A 25,522-nucleotide genomic window follows, 5' to 3' on the forward strand; every position below is an offset into this window, starting at 1 on the left:
ACAGTTAAAATCATTGTGGGTAAAGCATATAACATGCGATAACGCATAAAACCCCGCCCATCAATAAATTAAAGATACGCATTTGTGCCCTTCCCTGAAGAAATGTTGACATTTTATCACCGAAGATTGCCCAAATTGATAATGAGATATAACAGATAAAAAAGTAAATAATAATGAACAGTATTAGGGGCAGACTGGTTGATGGCTCAGAAAACAAGGTAGTTCCAGAGGTACAGGCAGCCCAGGCTTTTGGGTTGAACCATTGCATTAACACTCCCTGAACAAATCCGGGTGCATTTCCCTTTTTTAATGACCAATCAGGTTGTGATGTGGCAATTTTATAGCCCTGATACAGTATAAAAATCGAGCCGAGAACATTCAGGTATTTGAAAAATGATGGGTGCGAGGCAATGACTGTGTATAACCCAAAACTAACAAAGATAAGCAACAGGGTGAAACCCAGAGTCGCACCGGATACGAAGGCGAATGTTTTTCTAAAGCCATGCATAACACCTGAAGAGATAATGACCATATTGACTGGCCCGGGCGAAAACGACAGAGCCAGAGAATACAGAAACATAGTAGCCATCAAAACCATTTTTTCGTCCACGTTGCCAATGAAAGATATCGTTGTAGCGAGATTTATATAACAAGTTATTTCGCTATATTTAAAGACTACCCCGATATGGACGTTAGATTAAATAGCTCATTCTCTAAAGGTGTGTTTGATAATTTAGCAATTTTACAGCAGTACCTGCCCGGCTATGCGCCCAATCCCCATCGAAAAAAGCATGGCCAGCGTGCTCCAGAACGTAATTCTGCTGATAGCTCTGACAGGCGGTGCGTTACTCACCACGGAAGAGAAATAGCCAAGAGCAGCCAGTGAACAGAGAGTGGATAGGAAAATCGCGATAACAGTCAGTTTTGCTGGCGATAGCACTGCAACGATCAAGGGTAACCCCGCCCCGGCTGAAAAACTCACGGCCGAAAAAATGGCCGCCTGCAAAGGTCGCGCAGAATGAGTATCCGTTAATCCCAACTCTTCGCGGGCATGGGCCTCGAGGGCATCTTTAGCCATCAGTTGCTCTGCAACCTGGCGGGCAAGCGCAGGCTCCACTCCGCGTTGGATATAAAGAGACGTCAGCTCCCGTACCTCTCCCTGATAATCTGCGTCCAGCTCACTTTTTTCCTCGGCAAGCGCGGCGGTTTCCGTATCCGCCTGGGATGATACCGAAACATATTCCCCTGTTGCCATCGACATGGCGCCAGCAACCAGCCCGGCGACACCGGCCAGCAACACGCCCGAAGGGCTGGTATTTGCAGACGCCACGCCGAGCACCAGGCTGGCGGTTGAGACAATCCCGTCATTCGCCCCGAGTACCGCCGCCCTTAACCAACCGACGCTTTCAATGCTGTGTCGTTCAAGATGCATGCCTTTTTCCTTTTAATACGCACTCTCATCGGGATTAGCGAGAGACCAGAACCTTATCCAACAACGGGATGTTTCTTTTGACTGCGAAAGGTGAGGAAGATATGCAGCAATCCCATCGCACCATGTGCCCAGAAATAGGTTTCAATGAACACCGTCAGAAATTTATGCAAATGCAGGACCGCTTCTGCCAGCGCCGTTGACGTCCCTGGCGCGGTGTCCAGTACAAACCAGAGCCCTCCACAGAGTGCGACCGCCAACAAAGCAAGTACGCCAAGCCCCTGGATCATCGCCGCTATGCCACCGGCATGTGCTTCAGGAAGACGAAATGTCATTAGCATTTTAATGTCTTCAACTACACCGCGAAAATCAAGGGACGACCAGGCAAAATAGTAACGAAACCCACGTTGTTTAAGCATCCATACCAGCATCACTACACCAAGAACCATCAGCGCGAATCCAGAGATAACATGAAACCATGTCACGGCCCCGGTCAGAGTTACGTCGCGAAGCGCCTCACTTTCGGTGAGATTAGAGCTAATGATCTGCAGCAGAATCAGGGTGGCGACAATAATATGCAGCATGCGGAAAAAAGGGGTGTCTTTGTGCGGAAGCGCATTGCGAAGTTGTTCGTTCATCATTTGGCCATTTTATAAGGGGATCGGCCACATCAGTATTGCTTCTGTTTGTTAACGCAACCTTAACGCCTTGATGTTGAAGTGCACTGAATGATGTATGAATAAAAGGCAAACCATACCGGCTATCTCAGCAGCTAATAGCATCCATGGACTTACTCGTGAAACTGATGCGCCTGTCTCCTCCGCCTTATTTCCTCGTGGAGCGACAGAAGAAGACGCTGCCTCAATGGGTAAACATTATCGTGGTTCGTTTGGCACTGGCTCATGTTGATCCTGGTGCTTCAGGCAAAGCTACCCAGACTCATCTGGGTTGGTTACCAGAAGGACCTGGTTTGCCAGAAGACTTACGTAATATGAATAAAGGCTAAACAGACCATTTTCAACCAAAAGACTTAGCCTTCAACACACGAATTAATAATCGTCCTGTTGAAGGGTCCCTCCTGTGAACGCACACAGCGTGTGCTTTAAAAACAGGCATATAGCTTTTCCTGCATAAAGGGAGAAACACAAGCAACAGAATTCCTGCGCCAAATGCAGCCAAGCCATGTAACCAGTCAATCATAGTCAGCGGAATGATGAACAGGCAGTAGTGCAAAACACAGAATACCGTCGTGCATGTCTTCGCCCATCCAGGGACTAAAACATTTGGATCCACTTCGTAAAATTTACTCTTTCTGAGAATGTCCTCAGAGGCTATCCGCATGCCTACGAACCAGAACAAAGGCAGGTACGTCGCTGAAAATAGAGACAGCACAATAATATTCCAATCAGACACTCGCGCACTTCCTTATTCATTGCTTCCCTGGATAAAAATCATTAGCGCGAATATATCATTTTAACGATATAACCCACGCTAAGACGGCTTTTTTTATCTGGCATAATACACTACGATGAGAAACATACCGAGCAATCTTATGCAAAGTCAAGATTAAAAAGGGACGCACGTTCGGGACAAAGGCGAATTATTACGTATTATCAACGTCAGATGGTGCCTCTCTGCCACCGATGCGGCATTCGGTCAGCCGTAGCCGCGTACAATTCATTATTTATTCAAGGTTCAATGCGTAGAGTGATGCACTGAAATTTTTCAATAAAAAATCAACGTATAAACGGATTTTTGGTAACTGTTGACGGTTTGCAAAGGTCAATATATGCACTGGCTTAGCTAATGGTTGAAATTCAGACATCAGAGGCAGCAGTCGGCCATGTTGCAAATCTTCAGCCAACAGGATCTCGGGTTGCATAATAATTCCCAATCCATTCAATGCTGCCCTTCGCAATGCTTCCCCATTGTTACAGGTCATCGTGATGTTTACCGGAGCTCTGACAGGTTTGCCTTCCCTCTGAAGTGTCCATTCATTCGCTGCAATGGGATGGGCAAACCCAAGACATCGATGATGGCATAACTCTTCAGGTGTTATGGGTTCCCCTGCCCGTTTTATATAGGCCGGAGATGCACACATGACTGAGCGATATGGCGCTATCGGACGGGCAACAAGTGTATTAACATGCAGGAGCTCACCAATCTTAATCATGACATCTAAACCTTCATCTGCCATATCCATCGATTTATCGCTCAGCACCAGGTCTACTGCCATATCAGTCCATTCAATAAGAAACTGAGCAGTAACAGGCGAAAGCGCATGGACACCAAAGGAGACTGGGCAACCTACTCTCAGTTTTCCACGTGGCTTCTGGTGAAGAGCAAATGCCTGTGACTCGCTATCTTCAATATCAGCTAATATCCGGCGGCAACTCTGATAATAAACCTGACCAAAATCGGTCAGACTTTGCCGACGCGTTGTGCGATTAAGTAAGCGAACGCCGAGATGTTCCTCTAACGCTTTGATATGCAGCCCAACCATGGTTCCGCTGATTCGCATCTCTTCAGCAACAGCGCTAAAGCTGCCCCTGTCCACGACGCGGACAAACACCGCCATACTTTCCAGTTTATTCACTATTATCAAGCCTGGCTTGTTAAAGATAAAAACATAACGCTGTTTATCAAATTTCACCAGCGGGTTTTAATCTGTTTTCACTTAGTGCAGGAGGGTTAAAAATGATGACCAATACAGAGCTCCGTGAGCGAGGAATGAGATTGTTTAATGAGCTGTATGGAAATGGCGCAGGAGAAGAACTACGAAAGGACATGGCCGATTTGTGCCCTGATTTTACTGATATCTCGATCGAATGGGCTATGGGAGGCATCCTTGCACGCCCGGGGCTGGATGCTAAAACGCGGGAGCTGGTTGTCATTGCTTCCTGCGTCACTCTGGGTCATACGGTTCCACAATTGAGGGCACACGCTCAGGCAGCGCTAAATGCAGGGGCAACCAGAGAAGAAATCATCGAGGTTGTCCTGCAATTACTTTTTTATGCAGGAGGCGCCGCGGTGCGCAATGCACTCGTCAATATACGCGATATTATAAATGCTGAGTTAAACGTCGAAGCGAAAATGTCCTGAAGACAATCGCTGTTTGCCATTCTAGCCATCCCATTTGACAAGCGTGCTGGCTCGGGTCATTGCCTGGCACGTTTTTTGGATTGTCTGCAGCACATTCCTAACCAGGCGTCACTGATTAAGGGAATGGGATGGCTAACTCGATTTCAGAGACGGTATCTCATCACTACATACTGTCAAGCGGGGAGGCAGAATCTGTCTTCGTCCAGTGCTAAAAATCCCACTTATTAAAGGGATTTGTCTAAACGGTAGAATTTAAATCAACAACATACATGGCCATTTAATGATGCAAGTGATACTTGTTCGACACGCGGAAACAGAGTGGAATATAAAAGGAATAATTCAGGGACAGAATGACAGTGCGTTAACCCCCCGCGGGGAGCGCCAAACATCAGCTTTACTTGCCGCGTTTGCAGCGAGTGATTACCGGGTAGACTACGTTTACACGTCTCCGCTTGGTCGTGCCTGGCAAATGGGACAGCGCCTGGCTGACCGTTTTCGTTGCCCATTGATAGCTGAGCCGGCCCTCAAAGAACAGGCCTTTGGCCAGTTCGAAGGTATGTTAACGTCACAGCTCCTGCAACAACGTCCCCACGATGCGCATGCGTTATTCACACATGATGCCGAGTATTGCCCACCACAAGGAGAGTCATTAGCACAAGCAACCCGACGAGTAACAGGTTTCATACACAACCTACCAGAAGCCACAGAACATCAGCGCATCTGTATTGTCACGCACGGGCAAGTCAGCCAGGGCGTGCTGGCGGTGCTTAAAGAAGGGACTATTGATAACTTTTCGCGGTACGCTCACCCTAATGCAAGTTACTCGGTGTTCGATTTCCGGGATGGGAAATGCCTGGCAATCAGATGGGGAATTGCCACACACCTGCTTCAACTCGAACGCCAGAACGCTTAATTTCATATGCCCCTCTGCGGCAAACAAGTGATACCCTGGAAGGTATGAACCCGCTTCAGGAATGCTTATGAAACCAACCCTTAATCAGTTGATTAACTTTTGCACTGTTGCTGAAACCGGAAACATTGGCAAAGCCGCCAGTAAACTTAATATTTCGCAGCCTCCCTTAAGCCGGCAAATAGCCCAGCTGGAAACTATCCTCGGTGCAAAGCTATTTAACCGGGCCGCAAAAGGGGTCAGTTTAACCCTTGCCGGGGAGCAATTTCTGCTGGACTGCCGCGCGATGCTGGCAATGCTGGAGCAGGCCTGTAATAACGTACGGGCAATAGAATCAGGGCAGAAAGGGGTTCTGAAATTAGGCGCAACAATGTATGCCAGCTATAGCGTTGTGCCGCATGTTGCGATGCAGCACAGGAATACCTGTTCCGACGTGGAATTGCATTTTCAGGAGAGGGTCCCCTCTGATTTACACGCCGCATTACAGGATGGCAGATTGGACGCGGCAATCAGCTTCTCCGAGACGGCCACGCCGGGGATTCATTCACTGGTGCTCTTGCGTGAGCCGCTCATTGCCGCCCTTCCTGCCAACCACCCCCAGGTTCAACACGAGCATTTCAGGCTTGAATCACTCTGTGATGACCCGTTCATCACGGTTCCGCGCGAGAGCGCTCCGATGCTCTATGATTCCATCCTTCATCAGTGCCTCAAAGCTGGATTTAGTCCGCAAATAGGTCTGGAAGCCTCCGTGCAGCAGACTGTGATGAATTTTGTGGCCCATGGTGTTGGTGTCGCGCTTATTCCCGCCAGTATGGAGAATGCTCAATTACGCGGTGTGGTTTACCGGAAGCTGGAAAATCCGAATATGGTGGAGAATATGCTGATGTGGTCGGCAAAGAACACTAATCCGGCTTTACCGGGTTTTGTGAACCTGTGCCGCAGTATCAGGGATAAACTGGATGCGGCACAGGCCGGACGGATTAACGATTAACTTTTACTGATGATGATTTCGATCACGTTAGGCTTGCCACTCGCCAGTGCGGCCTCAACGGCCGGGGCGATATCGCCGGCACGGATAACTTTTCGGGTCTCCAGCCCCATCGATGCACCCAGTGCCTGATAATCCACTGCCGGATTAACCAAATCCATTGCGATGAAGCGATCTGTTTGGGCCGACGTATAATCCGCCTGAGAACGCATGAAGTTTTTCAATACGTTATATTCCGTATTATTCATGACAATAAAGGTGACTGGCAGTTTTTCATGTGCGGCCGTCCAGAGAGCCTGAGGGGAGTACATCGCCGCGCCGTCTCCCACAAAACACACCACAGGCGCTTTTCCCAAACCGAGTGAATAGCCCACCGCCGCGGGCATCCCCCATCCCAGGCCACCGCCGCGTAAAAAGGCATATTGATCCGCGCGGTGACTGTTGAGAGACTTGCGAAGCGAGCCGCTGGTGGCAATCGCCTCGTCAACAATGGCCACATCTGGTCCGATCGCCCTTGCTGCCTCAAACGCCGCCACCAGCGGCGTAATTACCGTAGCAGATTGTTGTTCCTGAACCTGCCCGAGCAGACTTTCTTTGCTCAATTTAAACTCATTAATCGCCTTTTCAAAACGGCGTTGATAATCACGGCGATGGTTTGCCGTGGCTTTCTCCAGTTCAGGAAGTAGCACCTTTAACGATGATTTAATATCGCCAACCACTGAGAGTTCACTACTGTAGGTGCGTCCCAGGTCGCCCGCATCGGCTGATAACTGGAACACTTTGCACTGCTCCGGCACTGCCTGACCTTCGGTATAAAGAATAGTGATAAGCGACTTACCACCAAGGGCAAAAATAGCATCGTACTGGCTTAATGCTCGGTTAATTTCCGTCGCTTTCGTGGACAGATTGCCCCGCCAGAGAGGGTGTGCTGTTGGGTAGGGGATCCGGTTCGGCCATGTTGAACCGTACACGTCAGCGGCAAGCATCTCAGCAAGAGCAACAACCTCATTGGCCGCTTCACTTTGATAGATTTCGTCGCCGGCAATCAGTGCGACGTTACCCGGAGTAAATGCCGCCAGCTTACTCGCCAGCAAAGGTAACGAACCCGCGACTGCATTGCGGTCGATAGTAGAAGGCGCGCCGATGCCGATAGCGCTCATCGCCTCCATCACATCCATCGGAAGCGACAGGAAAACGGAGCCTTTCGGTGCAGCGTCAGAATCGTGGAAGGCCCGACGAACTAATACCGGTAGCTGATCAACGTGGGTAACCTCCTGCGACCATTTCGCGAACGTTTTACCCATACCGACCAGATCACCCAACAATAATGGGTCGGTTGTCGTGTGGCGTGAATCCTGCTGCCCCGCCGTCACCACCAGCGGTGTCTGTGAGCATTTTGCATTCAACAGGTTTCCCATGCCGTGGCCTAAACCACCGGCAGTATGCAGATTCAGAAAGCCTGGTTTTTTTGCTGCCTGCGCATAACCGTCCGCCATGGCGACTGCACTCGCTTCCTGCAGAGCTAACACGTACTGAATTGACGGTTTTCTTAACAGTGCATCCATAAACGGCAGTTCGGTGGTACCCGGATTACCAAACACATATTCCACCCCTTCACTTTCCAGAACTTCTAACAATACATCACCGCCGCGGCGTGCATTGGCATTCTGGACTTTAGTTATTGCATTACTCATAGACTGATCACCTCTGTCTGCGTATTCCTTCGCCCTGTCTGGCGGGTGATTCAATCTTAATAACAGGCATAACACCCTTTCCAATACTATATTGATGCCCAGCCATACCCTTTTAGGTATGGGAAGTCATGCGCTGTCCGCCAGGAGATGTAACGTGTTCTGCGTCGAAGCGCTGGCTCCACGCTCCGTTTGCACAGGACCTGTTTTTATAAATGGCGGGCAATATTTAGTGGGATGGATACAGCGATGATGAGACGTATGAAAGAACTGAAAAACAAAAATAAGCACCTTAAAAAGGTACGATGAAGACTGGCTGAAGCCTGAAATTATTTACTAATGGATTATATTTACCTTATAAAAAATTGGAGGACGCTATTACTATCTATGCTGAAAATATCACTTTGTTTCACTTTTGCGTCATCCAGACATCATGATACTGCCCAGGCAACCCGCCTGGGCTGAAAGCATATGTTTCTTCTGTCAAGAAAAAGGGTTCTGAATGATCTCACCTTTTATCATGCAATTAATAATATGCTGAATCACAAGACTGGGCTTGGTCGCATCATCCGCTAATGACTCAAAATAACTATGACCAATGAGGCTATCAGCAGGTTGATTGACACTCCCGCAATTAATTACCGTCACATTATTAGGAATACGTGTCATATAGGCAGGCCCTAAACTCCCTAATCGTGGTAATGCGTTAAAATTGACTATTTTGCTTGCTTTAAGAGCAAGATCATCTCTCGCATGATAGAGAATTACATCACGAGTGACCTCGCAAATTACTTCGGCTGGTTCATTAGTTTCCAGTGCGTTACTTTCCAGATCGGGTGCAACCATGAAACTAAAATCAAATAAACGCCTCCGTTCTACTGAAGACTGATACCAGTTATTCAGCGTCGCGCATAGCACCCGATTCCCCATCGAATGCGCCAGCAGATTTATACTTTTACAGGCTGTTTTACGCCCTCTTCCCCAGTCAACAATCCTTTGAATAACACGTGAAAATGAACTTCCGCTATCGTTTGCTGCATCACGATCATCATAATAACGTTGGATGATTCCTTTCTCGCCACAACAGGGCCAGATTAAAGGGATAACCATGATTTTAAAGGGGGCAAGGGTATCACAGAGATTTTGCACTAACTGAGCGGCCGTGAAGACGTCCTCGGGCAAGTTCCTGAATCCATGCAGATAGAACAAAATTGATTTAACTTGTGATGTCTCTATTGCCTGCAGAAAATTATCGCTTCCCAACTCGATGTCCTTGTTGTTTAATCTATCCCGCTGGCAATAATATACCGAGGCTGAAGGCGTATTATCTAACAGATCAAATATAAAATCGCGTCCTGGGGTTGTAACAAATGATCCTTGCGGAGAACGATTGGTTATAAATAACATACACACCTCCAGAAACCAGTTAGTTTATCTCATCCCCATAAGGATGTATGACCCTGGTTGTTAATTGTTTGGCAAATTCAACATGCCAGTTTGCCCATAAACGGTTCTTATCGTCTGGTTCAATAGCCAGCCAGTTTCTTTCACCGATTAAGTAACCACCATCTGATGCGATGGGTAACATAGTTGCCGTTATACCTGAGTCGATAATGTCGACTTTATCAGCATTACATTCCAGCATATAACGAGCGATAGCCGGCGGGGCAGGATGAACAACACCGGTAGAGATCAGTTGGTTTACTCTCGTAGCAAAACCTGAATTAGGATAGCGTGAGGATTCAATGACGGCACTTGCAGCAACATGCACGTCTCCAGAAAGGATGGTGACACGACTTTTGTGAACCCGGGAAAAATCAAGTAAATTGTGCACCAGGCGAATCCTTTCCCCCCGGTGAGCTTCATCCCGCCAGTGATCACGTAAATCATCTTCCAGTTCATTTCGTCCAGGTAGAACTTTGAGTAATTTGGCAAGATTGTTCAGATTAAGATAGGCCACAGGAATACTGGATTGCAGCAACACATGACCATTTTCGGGAAGAGCATTAAGATACTGATAAAATAATGTCCAGTTGTACTCCGACATAATTTGCATCGGTTCCGGCTGTCGCTCTTTGCGCAAATCTGCCACCAGAATAGATATTTTTCCAATGGAAGAAAAACCAAGATTGTAGTTTGTACATCCAGGTATCGCTGATGGGTGTTTCTCATCACTCGTCGCAGCTAACTGTAGTTGGAACACGCGGAAATATTGCTCTGCCAAGGCAAATATCCCCTGATAAATGTAACTATTATGTAATTTTGTTGGATAGGACCCCCAACCATCAAAAATATCATGGTCGTCCCACATCATAATGCTTGGGATTGCCGACATGGCATTTGTTATTTCGGATGAACTCCAGGCGTTAAAATAAATATTACATAAAAATAAATCTAGTTCTTCTTTCATCATTTTCGTGAAGGGCTTATGCCAGCGATCAAGAGCAAAGCTGACATTCCACTCAAAAATTGACTTAACTTGCTGCCATAACCCATCAGTATATACCTGATCGCCACCCATAATAAGAATATGATAGGGTCTTGATTGATGTGTGGTGTAAAGATCATTCCAACGATCTGTGATATAACCAACATCTTTCATCTTTTTAGCATCTGAAAAGCCATTACATGATACATAAGCAATAGCCGGGCTTTGCCCTACCGCGGGTAGCCCAAACTGCCATTTATTATTTTCGATTGTATAGTTAATTGTTTGCGGCACATCTAATAATGGGATATTAAAATCCAGCCTTATTACATCCCAAATAGGATTGCAAAATGGCACACTAGCTATTTTCACAACCTGCTCAACCACACCATGACTCAGTGAGCAATCAATTTCGTTGTAATCTTTGGGCACAACAATAAGTGCAGAAACATGAAAATAATTAACATTCACTTTTCTGAGACTCAATACTGGACCGAGAATGATATTCATAATTCCCCCACTCGTGGTTAGATAGAAAAATCGACCCTTAACACTTCCCCCGAAGTTATTTTTATCGCTTGTGAAACAAGCAAATTTAAACCATCAAAAACCTCAAGCAAATAAATACCCGGTGAAATATCAATTACGCCCCAGCAACCTGCAATAAAATCCTTCTCATTGATGGTGTTTATTCCTTTTTTTATAGAAACTTTAATTAGTTTTGTTGATGATGAATTAGTAACGCAAATATTAACAGCACCTGACAATAGCATCCCATCCAATTTTTCTTGCTGGTTATTTCCATTTTGTACTGGTGTACTTTTACTGCTCTCTTTCTGGTTTGCTTTAAGCATTGCTCCTAGCTGGTTCAAACTATCACCAAACTGCATTGACCATTCATCCGTTTCACGCTTCTGAAAATCATCTACTGATTGAATAAATTCCTTTACCAGTTGAAGAGCATTTTTGTAATATGTGTTAAAATCATGTTCATTCAAACAATTGTTAGATATCCATTTTGATGTGAAATCGCTATGGCTCATTTCAATGTCGTGCACTGTCTTAATATATCTAACCCAACCACTCGTCCAACCGAACACCTTGTCAATTAAAAGGAAAACTATGGATAGTGCGAATAAACCAAAGGCTAGCTGGCTAAAAAAGAACTGTTTTTCTGCATCTCCCTGATAATAATTAACCACTACCGTTTGTATAAATGTGGCTAATATCACCAGAATGAACACTATAATTAGCAATGAAAATGCCGCTCTTCTTTTCCTGGTAATACCTCGCCAATACCATAGGCAAAGTCCTTCTTTGTATCCATTTGCATAACGATATAATTCTTCAACCTTTTGTGCTGGTGTCAGTGCGTTGATATTTGCCAGCGGATAGATATTTTTAACACAGGCAGCATATGACATATTCTTTTTCCTTACAGAAAAGAAAAGGATCACAGCACAACCTACAAAAATGTGAACCTGTAGAATGAGACGGTGTAAAAAATAATAAGCAGGACGTTCTGTCAACGCAAAATAATAGGCAGCAATTGCCCCGAAGCACCTCATAGTTAAGTGCACACTGCGACAGCTTTAAATAATCACTCCCAGTTACAATAAAGAGTGTTAATTCTCTCCCGGAGAATATCAAGTTCTCTGGAAATTAAAATTTTAATTCTACGTTTATTGCTGGACGTGGTTGAAAATGATGAATAATTACTTCAGGCAGCATTAAAAAGACCTGATAATTGTGGTCGGGAGATTCTGGGTAGACACTTTTCAGTCCTCCCCCCTTAAATCGCCGCCATAGCGTTGCCGGTCGTTACAGCGAGTAGCCAGGTACCCTGAATGAAAAGTCGAAAAAAAACCGGGCATCGCGCCCGGTTATCGTGTCAGCCCGAAATGACCCTACGCACTTAGCCCACGGTTTTCCAGCATCGGCTCAATCTGTGGATCGTGCCCGCGCCACTGGCGATAAAGTTCAGCTAAATCAGTGCTATTGCCGCGCGACAGAATCGCTTCCCGGAAGCGATGACCGTTCTCACGGGTCAAACCGCCCTGCTCCACAAACCACTGATAGCCGTCGTCGGCCAGCATCTGGGTCCACAGATAGGCGTAATAGCCTGCCGCATAGCCGCCGCCAAAGATATGGGAGAAATAGCTGCTGCGATAGCGCGGCGGAACGGCCGCCAGATCCAGGTGTTCTTCCTGCAATATCTTCTGCTCAAACCCATCCACGTCCTCCGGTATCGCCGAGGTCGACAGGCTATGCCAGCGCATATCGAGTAACGCAGCAGCCAACAGCTCGCTCATGTCGTAACCTTTATTGAAGGTTGCCGCACGCAACATATTGTCGCGTAGCGCCTCCGGCATCGGCTCCCCGGACTGGTAGTGCTTCGCGTAGTGGGCAAACACCTGCGGCTGGCTGGCCCAGTGTTCGAAGATCTGCGAAGGAAATTCAACAAAATCGCGCGGGGTATTGGTTCCGGAGAGACTGGCGTAACGCTGGCTGGCGAACAGCCCATGCAGGGTATGGCCAAACTCATGGAACAGAGTGATCACCTCATCCCACGACAACAGCGCGCTCTGCCCTGCCTTCGGCCGGGCGTAGTTGCAGACATTGTAGATAACCGGTCGCTGCTCCCGCAGGGTAGACTGTTCGACAAACACATCCATCCAGGCGCCGCCGCTTTTTGAGTCGCGTGCGTAGTAGTCACCGTAAAACAGCGCCATCCCTTCGCCGTTGTGATCGAAGATCTCCCAGACCCGAACATCCGGGTGATAGACGGGGATATCGAAGCGCTCGACAAAGCGGAGGCCAAAGAGCTGCGTGGCCGTCCAGAAGACGCCATCCTGCAGCACGCGCTCGAGAGCAAAATAGGGTTTAAGTTGCGCATCATCAATGGCAAAGGCAGCTCGCCGCACCTGTTCGCTGTAATAGAGCCAGTCCCATGCTGCGGCGCGAAACGTCCCGCCTTCGTTGTCTATCACCTGCTGGATGTCAGCCAGCTCTCGTTCCGCCCGCGCCCGCGCTGCCGGCGCGATCCGGCGCATAAAAGTTAATGCCTCCGCCGGAGAGGCCGCCATTTGATCGGTCAGCGCCCAGCTGGCGTAATCGGCCGCGCCCAGCAGCTCCGCCTGCTGCGCGCGGATCGCCGCCAGTCGCAGCACCAGGCGACGTGTATCATGCTCATCGCCCTGCTGATTGCGCGTCCAGCCGGCGGCAAAGAGATTCTCCCGCGTCTGTCGGTCGCGCAAAGAGAGCAGCGGCGGCTGCTGGGTGGTATTGGTCAGCGTCAGCAGCCAGCGGTCACTGAGCCCTTTTTCCCGCGCCGCGTCGGCGGCCGCCGCTATCTCCTCATCCGCCAGGCCATCCAGTTGATGTCGGTAATCAACCACCAGGCCACCGCTTTTGGCCGCCCCCAGCAACCGCTGCTGGAACTGACTTTGCAGGGTCGCCGCTTCGGTGTTCAGCGTGCGTAGCACCGCCTTCTGCGCCGGCGCCAGCGTCGCCCCGGCATGGACAAAACGTTGCCAGGTGAGGGTCAGGAGACGATGAGATTCGCTGTCTAACGCCAGCGCGTCACGCTGCTCATAGACGCTGTTCACTCGCTGAAATAAGGCCTCGTTAAGCCAGATGTCATTCCCCAGCTCGGCGAGCTCAGCGGAAAATTCTTCATCCAGAGACTGAATGAACGGGTTGGTGTGGGCGCCAGCCATGGCGAAAAAGACCCGCGTCACTCGCGCCAGCAGCTGTCCGCTCTGTTCAAGGGCCTCAAGAGTGTTGGCAAAATTCGCCGGCTCCGGGTTGTCGATTATCGCGCGGATCTCCGCGCGCTGCTGCCGGACACCCTCATCAAACGCCGGGCGATAGTGGTAGTCCTGGATGAGATCAAACGGGGGTGCCTGGTAAGGCAGCAAACTGACGCTAAAAAAGGGATTTTGTTCAGACATCTTTCTCTCCTGCACAGGCTAATCCTGTAAGATTAGGCTTCTCCTTAAGGGGTCGCAATGATTTCCGTTACCGGTCGCCGTCTGTGCGTGCTATGGTATGAAAACACAAAAAGCGTTGAGGAACAGTAAGATGATTATCATGGTTACCGGTGCCACTGCCGGTTTTGGTGAAAGTATTACTCGCCGTTTCGTCGCTAACGGCCATAAAGTGATTGCCACCGGACGTCGTGAAGAGCGCCTGAAGACGCTGAAAGACGACCTCGGTGACAACCTTTATATCGCCCAGCTTGACGTCCGTAACCGCGCCGCCATTGAGACGCTGATTGCCGATCTGCCCGCCGAGTGGCAGGCGATTGACGTCCTGGTGAATAACGCCGGTCTGGCGCTGGGTCTGGAGCCGGCGCACCGCGCCAGCGTGGAAGACTGGGAAGATATGATCGACACCAATAATAAAGGGCTGGTGTACATGACCCGCGCGGTCCTGCCGGGTATGGTGGAGCGCAATCGCGGGCATATCATTAACATCGGCTCCACGGCAGGTAGCTGGCCTTATGCCGGGGGCAACGTCTATGGGGCGACCAAAGCCTTCGTCCGTCAGTTCAGCCTGAATCTTCGTACCGACCTGCACGGCACCGCGGTGCGCGTCACCGACATCGAGCCGGGTTTGGTGGGAGGCACCGAGTTCTCCAACGTCCGCTTTAAAGGTGATGACGCCAAGGCCGGGAAAACTTATGAGAACACCGAAGCCCTGACGCCGGAAGATGTGACCGAGGCGGTCTGGTGGGTGGCCACCCTGCCGAAGCACGTCAACATCAACACCCTGGAGATGATGCCGGTGAGCCAGAGTTTTGCCGGACTCAGCGTTCACCGCCAGGGCTAACCGTCAGCCACCCGGCCTGCGGGCCGGGTATGGGCGGAACCGCAAAAAACGCGTAAAATAGTGCGCATAATCCCTTAAAAAGTAACCATCAATGGCCGCAGAATCGCAACTGAATCCGACGCAACCCGTTAATCAGCAAATTTATCGCATCCTCCGCCGGGATATCGTTCATTGCCTGATCCCGCCTGGCACACCGCTGTCTGAGAAAGAAGTCTCCGTGCGTTTCGATGTGTCGCGTCAGCCGGTGCGCGAGGCCTTCATCAAGCTGGCGGAAAATGGGCTTATCCAGATACGTCCCCAGCGCGGCAGCTACGTCAATAAAATTTCCTTGTCGCAGGTGCGCAATGGTTGCTTTGTCCGCCAGGCGATTGAGTGCGCGGTGGTCCGCCGCGCCGCCGGCATGATTAACGATGAGCAGGTTTATCAGCTGGAGCAGAATCTCCATCAGCAGCGTATTGCCGTCGACAGACAACAATCAAACGACTTTTTCCTGCTTGATGATGAGTTTCACCAGAAGCTGTCGATCATTGCCGATTGTCAGCTGGCATGGGATACGGTGGAAAATATTAAAGCCGCCATCGACCGCGTGCGCTATATGAGCCTGGACCATATCACCTCGCCGGAGATGCTCCTGCGTCAGCACCATGAGATTTTCACCGCGCTGGAAAAACGCGACGCGGAGGCAGTAGAGCAGGCAATGAATGTCCATCTGCATGAAATCAGCGAGTCCGTGTTACTGATCCGCCAGGAGAACCGCGACTGGTTTAGCGAAGATTAATGGTCAGACGGCTGCCCAGGGTGGCTGACGCAGCCGTCGTCATTGAGGGGATTAACGGACGACCAGCACCGGCGTTTTGGCGTAGCGCAGAATCGACTCGGCGTTGGAGCCCAGCAGATGGGTGGAGATGCCCGGTTTGCGGGAGCCAACCACTATCACATCGAACTCTTCGTTATTACTGATAGCCAGAATTTCGTCGCGCACGTTACCAAAGACCACCCGGGTATGGATCCGCGACATCGGGATGTCGAACAGTCGCGCCACCTCGCGCATCTTTTTCTCCGACTCTTCTTTCATATAGGCTTCAAATTTACGAATATCCGCCGTAAAGCCGCGTAATAGTGAACGACTGCTGTTCGGCAGAACGTTGAGCAATGTGATTTCACCGTTTTCTGCAGTGGCGAGGAATTCCGCGTGACGCACAGCTTTATCGCTTAAATCCATTTCAAAGACATCAACAGGCAATAAAATTTTTTTATACATGGCCCGTACTCCTTTTCCAGAGAAAGTTCTTTTTCAATGACTTAACTATGCCATTATGGCAGTAAATTACCAGCCATTATTCGGAAAAATAACAGCTAATTATCTTTAGTAAATCAGGGAAATATAGAGTTATGTATAGACATTGCGTTCGATCATCTTTTCAGCGCGCCAAAACCGATCGACAGCAAAAAAAAGAAATATCAGCGGAAGGTGGCAGAGATAACAAAATAGCCGGTGCCGACGACGAGGCCGACACCGGAAGCGGATTATTGCTCGGCAGCCCACGCGGCGACAGTGGCTTTGGCCCCCTGCCGCTGCAGCGCCAGATAGGCGCGGGTCACCGCCGAGACGAAACGGGGCTCCTGCGGCAACGCCAGGCCGAAGATCGCCTCAATACCCAGCAGCGCTTTCACCCGCGCTTCACCCTCGGCGCTGGCCGCCACCGCCTGTTGGATAACCGGCAACAGCGGATCGCAAATCTCAATCGCCTGGCCGGCATCGTCAACGCCGCCGACATAGCGCATCCAGCCCGCCACACCGAGCGCCAGCAGCGTGAAATCTTGCTGGTGCGCCAGATGCCAGCGTACGGAGTCCAGCATGCGCTGCGGCAACTTCTGGCTGCCGTCCATGGCTATCTGCCAGGTACGGTGCTTCAGCGCTGGATTGCAGTAGCGGTCAATTAGCAGACTGGCATAGCGCGGAAGATCCACCCCCTGCACTTTCAGCGTCGGCGCCTGTTCGTCCAGCATCAGCGCCAGCGCCGCGCGGCGGTAGTTATCATCCTGCATACAGTCGTTGATGTGCTGATAACCGGCCAGATAGCCCAGGTACGCCAGGAACGAGTGGCTACCGTTGAGCATCCTCAGCTTCATCTCTTCAAAAGGCACCACATCGGCGACCAGTTCCGCTCCCGCTTTTTCCCACTGCGGACGTCCGGCAACAAAGTTATCCTCAATCACCCACTGCCGGAAAGGTTCGCAGGCCACCCCGGCCGGGTCGCGCACGCCGGTCAGTTGTTCAATTTTATCGAGGGTTTCCGCGGTAACGGCCGGGACAATGCGGTCCACCATGGTCGATGGGAAGGTGACGTTCTGTTCAATCCAGGCCGCCAGCTCCGCGTCCAGCGCCCGGGCGTAGGCGCAGACGACATTGCGCATGACGTGACCGTTTTCCGGCATGTTGTCGCAGGACATCACGGTAAAAGCCGGCAAGCCTGCCGCCCGACGGCGAGCCAGAGCCTCCACCACCACGCCCGGCGCCGATTTTGGCTGGTGTGGGTTGTGCAGATCGGCGACGATCAGCGGGTGATCGAGCTGCAGCTCGCCGCTGGCCGGCGAATGACAATAACCTTTCTCGGTAATGGTCAGGGAGACAATGGCTACCTGTGGCTCACACATCGCCGCCAGCACCGCGTCGAGGCCATCAACCTGGGCGTGCAGCGCCTGCTTCACCACCCCAACCACGCGTGCGGTCCAGGCGTCGGCGGACATTTCGGCCACAGTGTACAGCCGATCCTGCTGGCGGAGGTCGGCGATCTGCTGCTCGCCGCCGATGAGATTGACTTCGGTATAGCCCCAGTCGCTGCCATGTTCACTGGCAAGAATATCGGCATATACCGCCTGATGGGCGCGGTGGAATGCGCCAAAACCAAGGTGCACGATACGGGGGATCAGCGCGCTGCGATCGTAGCTTGGCAGCATGGCGTTGGCGGTTAAAAGGGTGTTTTCCATGATGACTCTCGTTGTTATGTGTCTCATCAACCATTCTCGGGGAGAACTCTCGAGGAGAATGCCTTTGTGTCCCAACCATCGCACGCAATTGGTATAACATCTTTGATTTCTGTCAACTACCATACAAGAAGATATGGCCGGTTCGCTGCCGGGAGTGAACCGTCACAAAATCATCGCTGATAGAATGGGAAACAGGCGCCGCGAGGAAATAAAAGAAGTCGACGAATGACACACCAGCCACGCGTCCCTGCGGGCCTGTCGCTTAACCGGGAGTCCGGTCTGGCGGTTAGTCGATACGGGTTTTAACGATAAAGAAGTAGCACAACGCCCCGGTGAAGGTCACGCCGGCGGCGATCACCAGCGCCAGATTAAAAGAATGGGTGGTATCCACCACCCACCCGGTGACGATCGGCGCAAAGGAGGCAAACACAAAGCTGCCAAAGTTCTGGATCGCTGCCACCGAAGCCACTTTATGCTCTGCCACCAATACCTGCACCAGCCCCCAGGCCGACGTCCCGGCAAAATGGACGCAAAACAGCGCCATGGAGATAAAAGCCACCGCCTGGGTCGGCGTGGAGGATTGCACCACCAGCAGGGTGCCCAGGGCCGACAGCACCAGACCGATCACGATCGCCGTTTTCCGGGTTTTCGCCAGATCGTAACCTCTGCGCGCCAGGGCATCGACCACCAGGCCATTGACCCACATCCCCACCGCCGCCGCAAGGAACGGGATCGCCGCCACCCAGCCGGTACGGGCCAGGCTTAACCCCTGCTGTGCCTGCAAATAGCCGGGCAACCAGGCGATATAGAGCCAGCCGGTATAGTTCACACCGGAAAAGCCCAGAATCATCCCCCAGGTGGTGCGCCGTTTAAACAGAGCCAGCCATTCGCTAAATTTCAGCGCCGGGCGGGCCACCTCCTCGCTGGCCAGATACTGCTGCTCCTCTTCCTGCAGGGTGAAGTGCCGGCGATTTCGGTAGCCCACATACCAGCACAGACCGACCAGGATACCGGCTAAGCCAATCACCACAAACATCGTTCGCCAGCCCCAGGCCAGTTGCATAATAACCAGAGCCGGTGGCGCAATGGCCTGCCCCAGCACCGTCGAGGAGTTAAATATCCCCACCGCCGTACCGCGCTCTCTTTGCGCATACCAGTCATTGATTGATTTCACACCGGCGGGCATAAATGGCGCTTCACCAATCCCGAGGCCAATGCGCAGCAGAATAAAATGCGAGAACGAATTGACCATCCCGGTCAGGGCCTGCATTGCGGACCAGAAAATCAGTCCGGCGCCGAGCACAATGCGCGGTCCAACGCGATCCAGCAATATTCCCGACGGCAATTGTGCGAAGCCGTAGGAGAGCGAAAAGGCGGAGAGCAGCACCCCAAACTCGGTGGCGCTGAGTCCCAGGTCGGCGCGTATCGCCTCCCCGGCGACGCTCAGCGAAGAGCGGTCAAGAAAGTTGACGATACCGGCGATAAACAGCAGCGTCAGGGTGATCTTCTGCACCCGACGGATACGCAGCGGCGTCGCCCCCGTCCGGGCGGCAAGTGTCTCGATAGCCATCGTTGTTCCTTACAGAGTCATAACAAAAGAGAATGTCTGATAAGTAAGGCAACAGGTCGACTACCATACAAGAATTAAGGTTTAAAAAAGTGGCAGCGATCACACAAGGCGAGCTCAGGCCCGCCCCCAGCCCGCCACGATGATCAGCATGCCGCACAGGGCGATGATCGCCCCGGCCCAGTCGTAATGGCTGAGCTTGACGCCATCCACGACCCGCAGCCAGAGCAAGGCGGTACAGACGTACACCCCACCGTAGGCGGCATAGACCCGCCCGCTGGCGGCAGGATGGAGCGTCAGGAGCCAGACGAACAGCGCCAGCGCCAGGCCGGTGGGGATCAACAGCAGCGGCGTGGCCCCGCGCTTTAACCATAGCCACGGCAGATAGCAGCCGATGATTTCGCACAGGGCGGTGGCAAAGAACAGGAGCGTTGTTTTGAGCATTAAAAGATTCGTAAATGAGACAAAGCGTTGAACCATTCTACGCGATAATGGCTTCTGCCCCACGCTGTTTTGTCGGCTATGCCCGGCAAAAGAGCTGTAGTAAACTTAGCCTGAGGGTTAACCCATCACTTAAAGGAAATCGTGATGAACATGACACTGAACAAACGCTGGTGCCTGACCGCCATTCTGGCGTTGAGCGCCGTGGTCTATACCTCCAGCTCCTTCGCCGCCACCGACCGGCTGGTGATTGAATCTGGCGACAGCGCGCAAAGCCGTCAGCAGGCGTCGATGGAAAAAGAGCAATGGAACGACACCCGCAGCCTGCGCCAGAAGGTCAATAAACGGGCGGAAAAAGAGTGGGACAAAACCGATGTCGCCTTCGACGCGCAGGATAACTGCCAGAAGAGCGCCAACGTCAATGCCTACTGGGAGCCGAACACCCTGCGCTGCCTTGACCGCCGCACCGGCCGGGCAATCAATCCCTGATCCGCTTCCTGTCAACGCTGGCGCCTGCGGGCGCCGCCTTTCATAACGCGCTGTTCAGCTTTAACCACAGGATTACCCATGACCGACGCGCTACACGTCAAACTCCGCCCCCTCGAACGGGAAGATTTGCGCTTTGTCCACCAGCTCGATAACAACGCCAGCGTCATGCGCTACTGGTTTGAAGAGCCGTACGAGGCCTTCGTTGAACTCTCCGATCTGTACGACAAACATATCCACGATCAAAGCGAGCGACGCTTTGTCATCGAATGCAATGGCGATAAAGCCGGGCTGGTAGAGCTGGTTGAAATCAACCATGTTCATCGGCGGGCCGAGTTCCAGATCATTATCTCACCGGACTTCCAGGGAAAAGGCCTTGCCACTCGCGCGGCGCGGCTGGCCATGGACTACGGTTTTACGGTTCTTAATCTGTATAAGCTGTATTTGATTGTCGATAAAGAGAATGAAAAAGCGATCCATATTTACCGCAAGCTTGGCTTTATCGTCGAGGGTGAACTCATCCATGAGTTTTTCATTAACGGCGAGTACCGCAACACCATTCGCATGTGTCTGTTCCAGCACCAGTATCTGGCCGAACACAAAACCCCAGGACCGGCCCTGCTGAAGCCGACAGCTCAGTAATAATCAATGCGGTTCTTGATGGTGTAATGGCGTGTCAGCGGCGGCTGCACGCTTTCATCAATAACCTGCAGCTCACAGCTCAGCGGATTGTCGTGGCGATCGTAGTCGCAGGTCTGGCGTACCGTGCCCAGCGTGCGTTCGTTGAAGGTGCTGATGGCGGTATAGTCCATTTTCTTGCGCGGATCTTTCGACGGCGTGGAGGCGACGGTAAATTGCTCTTCTTTGGCGGTGGTGGTTTTTCCCAGCGGATAGCCATCGCTGTCATAGCGGTAGGTGGCGGTGGTCTCTTTGCCGCGGGCGCGAATAATAAAACCGTTATCATCCGTCTCCCAGCTCACCCCCGTGGCGGGCATCTCTGCCAGCTGACACTTGCCCTGCAGGCGCAGTCGCTTCTCGTGGGTGCGCCCATCGACGTAATAGTTGGCATCCAGCAGCAGCGTGGCGCCGGTATTGTTCTCCACATCTTCCAGGGTCAGCAGATCGAAACATCCCTCTTTTGACAGCTGAGCGCTCACCTTCTTGACCACCACATCGTGTTCATCCAATAGCGTCTGGCTAAAATCTTTCACCGGCCCGCGCAGCGGATCGAACTCAAACTCATTGGAAAAACTCGCCATCTCCGGGGTGAAGGCTTCCGGGGCGCTTTGGCGGTCGCACGCCGTCAGCAGCAGCGCTGCCGGGATCAGCCAATACAATCTTTTCACAGGCGATTCCTTTTGTGTACACCAGATCATATTAGCAAATACAATTGTTTACACCAGTTCTGCTATGCTTAATTCTGGATAACATCGATAAGGAGTGTAAGATGAAACTATCCCTCTGGACAGGCGCTGCGCTACTGCTGTGCTCCACGGCCGTGCTGGCGGCCCCCGACTCTTGTGAACGGGTCAAAAGCGACATCCAGCAGAAGATCATCAACAATGGCGTACCGGAAACCGCCTTCAGCCTGGCCATTGTGCCAAACGATCAGGCAGACCAGCCCGGGGTTCAGGTGGTCGGTCATTGCGCCAATGACACCTTCAAAATCACCTATACGCGTAACAGCGACAGTCCCGCCGAAAACGACGCTCAGTAAGCCCACTTCGGTTTCAAATGAAAGATCTTATCCCTGCATTGACCAGGGATAAGATCTGCTGGCTACCCATAACGTATTATCGCTCACCCCTGCGTCTGTTAATGACGTGGCGGCCCTTCTCCGCACAGCATAACTATCATGGAGTGAGCAATGTCGAATCAGGAATCCCCCGGCGGCGTCTCCCGACGCGCGCTACTCAAATCCACAGCCCTCAGCTCTCTGGCGCTGGCCGCCGGCGGGCTTACCCTGCCCTTTACACTGCGCAGCGCCGCGGCAGCAGTACAACAGGCTACCGGCGACAACACCCGCATTGTCTGGGGCGCCTGTTCGGTCAACTGCGGTAGCCGCTGCGCCCTGCGGCTGCACGTGCGGGATGATGAAGTGGTTTACGTCGAAACGGATAATACCGGCGACGACCGCTACGGCGACCACCAGGTCCGCGCCTGCCTGCGCGGGCGCTCTATTCGTCGGCGCATCAATCATCCGGATCGCCTTAACTATCCCATGAAGCGCATCGGCAAGCGCGGGGAAGGCAAATTTGAACGCATCAGCTGGCAGGAGGCGCTGGATATCCTCGCTGACCGTCTGAAAAGCACCGTTGCCCAGTATGGCAATGAAGCCGTGTACATTAACTACTCTTCGGGGATCGTCGGCGGCAACATCACCCGTTCGTCGCCTTCAGCGTCGCCGGTAGCGCGGCTGATGAACTGCTACGGCGGCTCGCTTAACCAGTACGGTACCTACAGCACCGCACAGATTGCCTGCGCGATGCCCTATACCTACGGCAGCAACGACGGCAACAGTACTTCGGATATTGAAAACAGCAAGCTGGTGGTGATGTTCGGCAATAACCCAGCGGAAACCCGGATGAGCGGCGGCGGCATTACCTGGTATCTGGAGCAGGCTCGCGAGCGCTCTAACGCGCGGATGATCGTTATCGACCCGCGCTACACCGATACCGCCGCCGGTCGGGAAGATGAGTGGATCCCTATTCGTCCCGGCACAGACGCCGCGCTGGTCGCCGGTATTGCCTGGGTGCTGATAAACGAGGATCTCGTCGACCAGCCATTCCTCGACAAATACTGCGTTGGCTACGATGAGAAAACGCTGCCGGTCGGGGCACCGGCAAACGGCCACTACAAAGCGTATATTCTTGGCGAGGGTGACGACGGCGTCGCCAAAACGCCGCAGTGGGCCTCGCGTATTACCGGCATCCCCGCCGATCGCATCATTAAGCTGGCGCGCGAAATCGGCATGAGTAAACCGGCTTATATTTGCCAGGGCTGGGGACCGCAGCGCCAGGCCAACGGCGAACTCTCCGCCCGCGCGATCGCCATGCTGCCGATCTTAACCGGCAACGTCGGCATCAACGGCGGCAACAGCGGCGCCCGCGAATCAACCTACACCATCACTATCGAACGTCTGCCGGTGCTGGAAAATCCGGTGAAGACCGCCATCTCCTGCTTCACCTGGACCGACGCCATCGCTCGAGGCCCGGAGATGACCGCCACCCGCGACGGCGTGCGCGGCAAAGAGAAGCTGGATGTGCCGATCAAGTTCCTGTGGAACTACGCGGGCAACACCATCATCAACCAGCACTCCGACATCAATAAGACCCACGAGATCCTGCAGGACGAAAGCAAGTGCGAGACCATTGTGGTTATCGACAACTTTATGACCTCGTCGGCGAAATACGCCGACCTGCTGCTGCCCGATCTGATGACCGTTGAGCAGGAAGATATTATTCCCAACGACTACGCCGGCAATATGGGCTATCTCATTTTTATCCAGCCTGCTACCTCGGCGAAGTTCGAACGCAAACCGATTTACTGGATCTTAAGTGAAGTGGCGAAACGGCTCGGCGACGACGTGCATCACCGTTTTACCGAGGGGCGCACGCAGGCGCAGTGGCTGCAGCATCTGTATGCCAAAATGGTGGCGAAAGACCCGGCGCTACCTGGCTACGACGACCTGAAACAGATGGGCATCTACAAGCGTAAAGATCCGAACGGCCACTTCGTCGCCTATCGCGACTTCCGACGCGATCCTGAATCGCATCCGCTCAAAACCCCGTCCGGCAAAATTGAAATCTACTCCAGCCGGCTCGCCGAGATTACCGCCCACTGGCAGCTGGAGAAAGACGAAGTTATCAGCCCGCTACCGGTCTACGCCTCCACATTTGAAGGCTGGGACGATCCGCTGCGCAGCCAGTATCCGCTGCAGCTGTTTGGTTTCCACTATAAAGCGCGCACCCACTCCAGCTACGGCAACGTCGATGTATTACAAGCGGCCTGTCGCCAGGAAGTGTGGCTCAATCCGCTTGACGCGGAAAAACGCGGGATTAAAAACGGCGATATGGTGCGCGTCTTTAATCAGCGCGGCGAAGTCCGTCTTCCGGCGAAAGTGACGCCACGCATCATGCCGGGCGTGTCGGCGATGGGCCAGGGCGCCTGGCACGACGCGAATATGGCCGGAGACCGGATCGACCATGGCGCCTGCATGAATACGCTGACCACCCACCGCCCGTCGCCGCTGGCGAAGGGGAATCCACAGCATACCAACCTGGTCGACATCGAAAAGGTTTAAGGAGTAAACCATGAGCACGCAATATGGATTCTTTATCGATTCCGCTCGCTGTACCGGGTGTAAAACCTGCGAACTGGCCTGTAAGGACTACAAGAATCTCACCCCGGAGGTCAGCTTCCGCCGCATCTATGAGTATGCCGGCGGCGACTGGCAGGAGGACAACGGCGTCTGGCAGCAGAATGTGTTCGCCTACTACCTCTCCATCGCCTGTAACCACTGCGAAGATCCGGCCTGCACCAAGGTCTGCCCAAGTGGGGCGATGCACAAGCGCGACGATGGTTTTGTGGTGGTCAACGAAGCGGTGTGCATTGGCTGCCGCTACTGCCATATGGCCTGCCCGTACGGCGCCCCGC

At 52.2% G+C, this 25,522-nt stretch carries 26 protein-coding genes; 11 read left to right on the plus strand and 15 right to left on the minus strand.

Features of this window, described 5'->3' with window-relative positions; translation table 11 throughout:
* Positions 1 to 10 precede the first annotated feature (10 nt).
* The 3 genes from HMPREF3142_RS04380 to HMPREF3142_RS04390 form a co-directional block, all read right to left on the minus strand.
* A complete protein-coding gene (locus HMPREF3142_RS04380) occupies positions 11 to 598 on the minus strand; it encodes a LysE family translocator (protein ID WP_023297570.1) in 588 nt (195 codons plus the stop codon).
* Positions 599 to 742: 144 nt separating this feature from the next.
* The gene (locus tag HMPREF3142_RS04385; RefSeq protein ID WP_012541806.1) at positions 743 to 1,432 is read right to left on the minus strand and encodes a VIT1/CCC1 transporter family protein; all 690 of its coding nucleotides are present in this window, start codon (positions 1,430 to 1,432) and stop codon (positions 743 to 745) included.
* Positions 1,433 to 1,485: 53 nt separating this feature from the next.
* Positions 1,486 to 2,067: a cytochrome b/b6 domain-containing protein gene (locus HMPREF3142_RS04390; RefSeq protein WP_023297569.1), complete on the minus strand. Its 582-nt coding sequence runs from the start codon at positions 2,065 to 2,067 to the stop codon at positions 1,486 to 1,488.
* Between the two features lie 158 nt (positions 2,068 to 2,225).
* Between HMPREF3142_RS04390 and HMPREF3142_RS28925 the strand changes: the two genes are divergently transcribed.
* Positions 2,226 to 2,435 (plus strand): hypothetical protein, encoded by a 210-nt coding sequence (locus HMPREF3142_RS28925; protein WP_124038053.1) that lies wholly within the window; start codon positions 2,226 to 2,228, stop codon positions 2,433 to 2,435.
* A gap of 11 nt (positions 2,436 to 2,446) precedes the next feature.
* Here HMPREF3142_RS28925 and HMPREF3142_RS28930 read toward each other — a convergent pair whose 3' ends face one another.
* Both HMPREF3142_RS28930 and HMPREF3142_RS04395 read right to left on the minus strand, forming a co-directional pair.
* A complete protein-coding gene (locus HMPREF3142_RS28930; protein ID WP_141751815.1) occupies positions 2,447 to 2,842 on the minus strand; it encodes a hypothetical protein in 396 nt (131 codons plus the stop codon).
* A 271-nt stretch (positions 2,843 to 3,113) separates the two neighbouring features.
* The gene (locus tag HMPREF3142_RS04395; protein ID WP_012541810.1) at positions 3,114 to 4,025 is read right to left on the minus strand and encodes a LysR family transcriptional regulator; all 912 of its coding nucleotides are present in this window, start codon (positions 4,023 to 4,025) and stop codon (positions 3,114 to 3,116) included.
* A 101-nt stretch (positions 4,026 to 4,126) separates the two neighbouring features.
* Here HMPREF3142_RS04395 and HMPREF3142_RS04400 point away from each other — a divergent pair, with 101 nt between their 5' ends.
* From HMPREF3142_RS04400 to HMPREF3142_RS04410, 3 genes are all read left to right on the plus strand, one after another.
* Positions 4,127 to 4,531, plus strand: coding sequence for a carboxymuconolactone decarboxylase family protein (locus tag HMPREF3142_RS04400; protein ID WP_023297568.1), 405 nt, complete (start codon positions 4,127 to 4,129; stop codon positions 4,529 to 4,531).
* Between the two features lie 280 nt (positions 4,532 to 4,811).
* The gene (locus HMPREF3142_RS04405) at positions 4,812 to 5,444 is read left to right on the plus strand and encodes a histidine phosphatase family protein (protein WP_070611672.1); all 633 of its coding nucleotides are present in this window, start codon (positions 4,812 to 4,814) and stop codon (positions 5,442 to 5,444) included.
* Positions 5,445 to 5,511: 67 nt separating this feature from the next.
* Positions 5,512 to 6,432, plus strand: coding sequence for a LysR family transcriptional regulator (locus HMPREF3142_RS04410; protein ID WP_046619676.1), 921 nt, complete (start codon positions 5,512 to 5,514; stop codon positions 6,430 to 6,432).
* Here the strand turns inward: HMPREF3142_RS04410 and HMPREF3142_RS04415 are convergent.
* The 5 genes from HMPREF3142_RS04415 to dcp form a co-directional block, all read right to left on the minus strand.
* Positions 6,429 to 8,123: a thiamine pyrophosphate-binding protein gene (locus HMPREF3142_RS04415; RefSeq protein ID WP_038422496.1), complete on the minus strand. Its 1,695-nt coding sequence runs from the start codon at positions 8,121 to 8,123 to the stop codon at positions 6,429 to 6,431. The two genes, HMPREF3142_RS04410 and HMPREF3142_RS04415, sit on opposite strands and share 4 nt — an antisense overlap.
* Before the next feature lie 480 nt (positions 8,124 to 8,603).
* Complete coding sequence (locus HMPREF3142_RS04420) at positions 8,604 to 9,527, minus strand: alpha/beta hydrolase (RefSeq protein ID WP_012968299.1); 924 nt, start codon at positions 9,525 to 9,527, stop codon at positions 8,604 to 8,606.
* Positions 9,528 to 9,546: 19 nt separating this feature from the next.
* Positions 9,547 to 11,058 (minus strand): alkaline phosphatase D family protein, encoded by a 1,512-nt coding sequence (locus tag HMPREF3142_RS04425; RefSeq protein WP_064165725.1) that lies wholly within the window; start codon positions 11,056 to 11,058, stop codon positions 9,547 to 9,549.
* 17 nt (positions 11,059 to 11,075) lie between these two features.
* Positions 11,076 to 11,972, minus strand: a complete 897-nt coding sequence (locus HMPREF3142_RS04430) for an SLATT domain-containing protein (RefSeq protein WP_070611674.1) — start codon at positions 11,970 to 11,972, stop codon at positions 11,076 to 11,078.
* A gap of 483 nt (positions 11,973 to 12,455) precedes the next feature.
* On the minus strand, positions 12,456 to 14,501 hold the full coding sequence (gene dcp / locus HMPREF3142_RS04435) for a peptidyl-dipeptidase Dcp (RefSeq protein ID WP_070611676.1): 2,046 nt from the start codon (positions 14,499 to 14,501) through the stop codon (positions 12,456 to 12,458).
* Positions 14,502 to 14,631: 130 nt separating this feature from the next.
* Between dcp and ydfG the strand changes: the two genes are divergently transcribed.
* Positions 14,632 to 15,381 carry a bifunctional NADP-dependent 3-hydroxy acid dehydrogenase/3-hydroxypropionate dehydrogenase YdfG gene (gene ydfG / locus HMPREF3142_RS04440; protein WP_008805005.1) on the plus strand — a complete coding sequence of 250 codons (750 nt, stop codon included), beginning with the start codon at positions 14,632 to 14,634 and terminating at the stop codon, positions 15,379 to 15,381.
* A gap of 91 nt (positions 15,382 to 15,472) precedes the next feature.
* Positions 15,473 to 16,159: a GntR family transcriptional regulator gene (locus tag HMPREF3142_RS04445; RefSeq protein ID WP_008805006.1), complete on the plus strand. Its 687-nt coding sequence runs from the start codon at positions 15,473 to 15,475 to the stop codon at positions 16,157 to 16,159.
* 51 nt (positions 16,160 to 16,210) lie between these two features.
* Here the strand turns inward: HMPREF3142_RS04445 and HMPREF3142_RS04450 are convergent, their stop codons facing one another.
* The 4 genes from HMPREF3142_RS04450 to HMPREF3142_RS04465 form a co-directional block, all read right to left on the minus strand.
* Positions 16,211 to 16,642 (minus strand): universal stress protein, encoded by a 432-nt coding sequence (locus HMPREF3142_RS04450; protein WP_008805007.1) that lies wholly within the window; start codon positions 16,640 to 16,642, stop codon positions 16,211 to 16,213.
* A 266-nt stretch (positions 16,643 to 16,908) separates the two neighbouring features.
* Complete coding sequence (locus HMPREF3142_RS04455) at positions 16,909 to 18,372, minus strand: mannitol dehydrogenase family protein (protein WP_070611678.1); 1,464 nt, start codon at positions 18,370 to 18,372, stop codon at positions 16,909 to 16,911.
* Positions 18,373 to 18,658: 286 nt separating this feature from the next.
* Positions 18,659 to 19,942, minus strand: coding sequence for an MFS transporter (locus tag HMPREF3142_RS04460; RefSeq protein WP_016160966.1), 1,284 nt, complete (start codon positions 19,940 to 19,942; stop codon positions 18,659 to 18,661).
* Positions 19,943 to 20,056: 114 nt separating this feature from the next.
* Positions 20,057 to 20,419, minus strand: a complete 363-nt coding sequence (locus HMPREF3142_RS04465; RefSeq protein ID WP_162493261.1) for a YnfA family protein — start codon at positions 20,417 to 20,419, stop codon at positions 20,057 to 20,059.
* 108 nt (positions 20,420 to 20,527) lie between these two features.
* Between HMPREF3142_RS04465 and HMPREF3142_RS04470 the strand changes: the two genes are divergently transcribed.
* Both HMPREF3142_RS04470 and speG read left to right on the plus strand, forming a co-directional pair.
* Positions 20,528 to 20,869: a DUF1283 family protein gene (locus tag HMPREF3142_RS04470; RefSeq protein WP_004206035.1), complete on the plus strand. Its 342-nt coding sequence runs from the start codon at positions 20,528 to 20,530 to the stop codon at positions 20,867 to 20,869.
* A 78-nt stretch (positions 20,870 to 20,947) separates the two neighbouring features.
* Entirely contained in the window at positions 20,948 to 21,508 is a 561-nt protein-coding gene (speG, locus tag HMPREF3142_RS04475) for a spermidine N1-acetyltransferase (protein ID WP_008805012.1), read from the plus strand.
* Here the strand turns inward: speG and HMPREF3142_RS04480 are convergent.
* Positions 21,502 to 22,212: a YnfC family lipoprotein gene (locus HMPREF3142_RS04480; RefSeq protein WP_008805013.1), complete on the minus strand. Its 711-nt coding sequence runs from the start codon at positions 22,210 to 22,212 to the stop codon at positions 21,502 to 21,504. The two genes, speG and HMPREF3142_RS04480, sit on opposite strands and share 7 nt — an antisense overlap.
* A gap of 101 nt (positions 22,213 to 22,313) precedes the next feature.
* Between HMPREF3142_RS04480 and HMPREF3142_RS04485 the strand changes: the two genes are divergently transcribed.
* The 3 genes from HMPREF3142_RS04485 to HMPREF3142_RS29765 form a co-directional block, all read left to right on the plus strand.
* Positions 22,314 to 22,583 (plus strand): DUF1161 domain-containing protein, encoded by a 270-nt coding sequence (locus HMPREF3142_RS04485; protein WP_023297556.1) that lies wholly within the window; start codon positions 22,314 to 22,316, stop codon positions 22,581 to 22,583.
* A gap of 150 nt (positions 22,584 to 22,733) precedes the next feature.
* A complete protein-coding gene (gene ynfE, locus HMPREF3142_RS04490) occupies positions 22,734 to 25,169 on the plus strand; it encodes a selenate/tellurate reductase subunit YnfE (RefSeq protein WP_070611680.1) in 2,436 nt (811 codons plus the stop codon).
* A 10-nt stretch (positions 25,170 to 25,179) separates the two neighbouring features.
* Positions 25,180 to 25,522: 4Fe-4S dicluster domain-containing protein (locus HMPREF3142_RS29765; protein ID WP_228706463.1), on the plus strand; the 343-nt coding region annotated here is incomplete at its 3' end.

Source organism: Klebsiella sp. HMSC16C06 (genome assembly GCF_001808325.1).
GTDB lineage: Bacteria > Pseudomonadota > Gammaproteobacteria > Enterobacterales > Enterobacteriaceae > Klebsiella > Klebsiella variicola.

Coding starts and splice junctions, on each gene's coding strand:
- HMPREF3142_RS04450 (WP_008805007.1), bottom strand. CDS start 16,642: ATGTATAAAAAAATTTTATTGCCTGTTGATGTCTTTGAAATGGATTTA.
- HMPREF3142_RS04455 (WP_070611678.1), bottom strand. CDS start 18,372: ATGGAAAACACCCTTTTAACCGCCAACGCCATGCTGCCAAGCTACGAT.
- HMPREF3142_RS04380 (WP_023297570.1), bottom strand. CDS start 598: ATGGTTTTGATGGCTACTATGTTTCTGTATTCTCTGGCTCTGTCGTTT.
- HMPREF3142_RS04420 (WP_012968299.1), bottom strand. CDS start 9,527: ATGTTATTTATAACCAATCGTTCTCCGCAAGGATCATTTGTTACAACC.
- ynfE (WP_070611680.1), top strand. CDS start 22,734: ATGTCGAATCAGGAATCCCCCGGCGGCGTCTCCCGACGCGCGCTACTC.
- ydfG (WP_008805005.1), top strand. CDS start 14,632: ATGATTATCATGGTTACCGGTGCCACTGCCGGTTTTGGTGAAAGTATT.
- HMPREF3142_RS04405 (WP_070611672.1), top strand. CDS start 4,812: ATGATGCAAGTGATACTTGTTCGACACGCGGAAACAGAGTGGAATATA.
- dcp (WP_070611676.1), bottom strand. CDS start 14,501: ATGTCTGAACAAAATCCCTTTTTTAGCGTCAGTTTGCTGCCTTACCAG.
- HMPREF3142_RS04430 (WP_070611674.1), bottom strand. CDS start 11,972: ATGTCATATGCTGCCTGTGTTAAAAATATCTATCCGCTGGCAAATATC.
- HMPREF3142_RS04415 (WP_038422496.1), bottom strand. CDS start 8,123: ATGAGTAATGCAATAACTAAAGTCCAGAATGCCAATGCACGCCGCGGC.
- HMPREF3142_RS04470 (WP_004206035.1), top strand. CDS start 20,528: ATGAACATGACACTGAACAAACGCTGGTGCCTGACCGCCATTCTGGCG.
- HMPREF3142_RS04390 (WP_023297569.1), bottom strand. CDS start 2,067: ATGAACGAACAACTTCGCAATGCGCTTCCGCACAAAGACACCCCTTTT.
- HMPREF3142_RS04465 (WP_162493261.1), bottom strand. CDS start 20,419: ATGGTTCAACGCTTTGTCTCATTTACGAATCTTTTAATGCTCAAAACA.
- HMPREF3142_RS04385 (WP_012541806.1), bottom strand. CDS start 1,432: ATGCATCTTGAACGACACAGCATTGAAAGCGTCGGTTGGTTAAGGGCG.
- speG (WP_008805012.1), top strand. CDS start 20,948: ATGACCGACGCGCTACACGTCAAACTCCGCCCCCTCGAACGGGAAGAT.
- HMPREF3142_RS04460 (WP_016160966.1), bottom strand. CDS start 19,942: ATGGCTATCGAGACACTTGCCGCCCGGACGGGGGCGACGCCGCTGCGT.
- HMPREF3142_RS04410 (WP_046619676.1), top strand. CDS start 5,512: ATGAAACCAACCCTTAATCAGTTGATTAACTTTTGCACTGTTGCTGAA.
- HMPREF3142_RS04400 (WP_023297568.1), top strand. CDS start 4,127: ATGATGACCAATACAGAGCTCCGTGAGCGAGGAATGAGATTGTTTAAT.
- HMPREF3142_RS04425 (WP_064165725.1), bottom strand. CDS start 11,058: ATGAATATCATTCTCGGTCCAGTATTGAGTCTCAGAAAAGTGAATGTT.
- HMPREF3142_RS04485 (WP_023297556.1), top strand. CDS start 22,314: ATGAAACTATCCCTCTGGACAGGCGCTGCGCTACTGCTGTGCTCCACG.
- HMPREF3142_RS04445 (WP_008805006.1), top strand. CDS start 15,473: ATGGCCGCAGAATCGCAACTGAATCCGACGCAACCCGTTAATCAGCAA.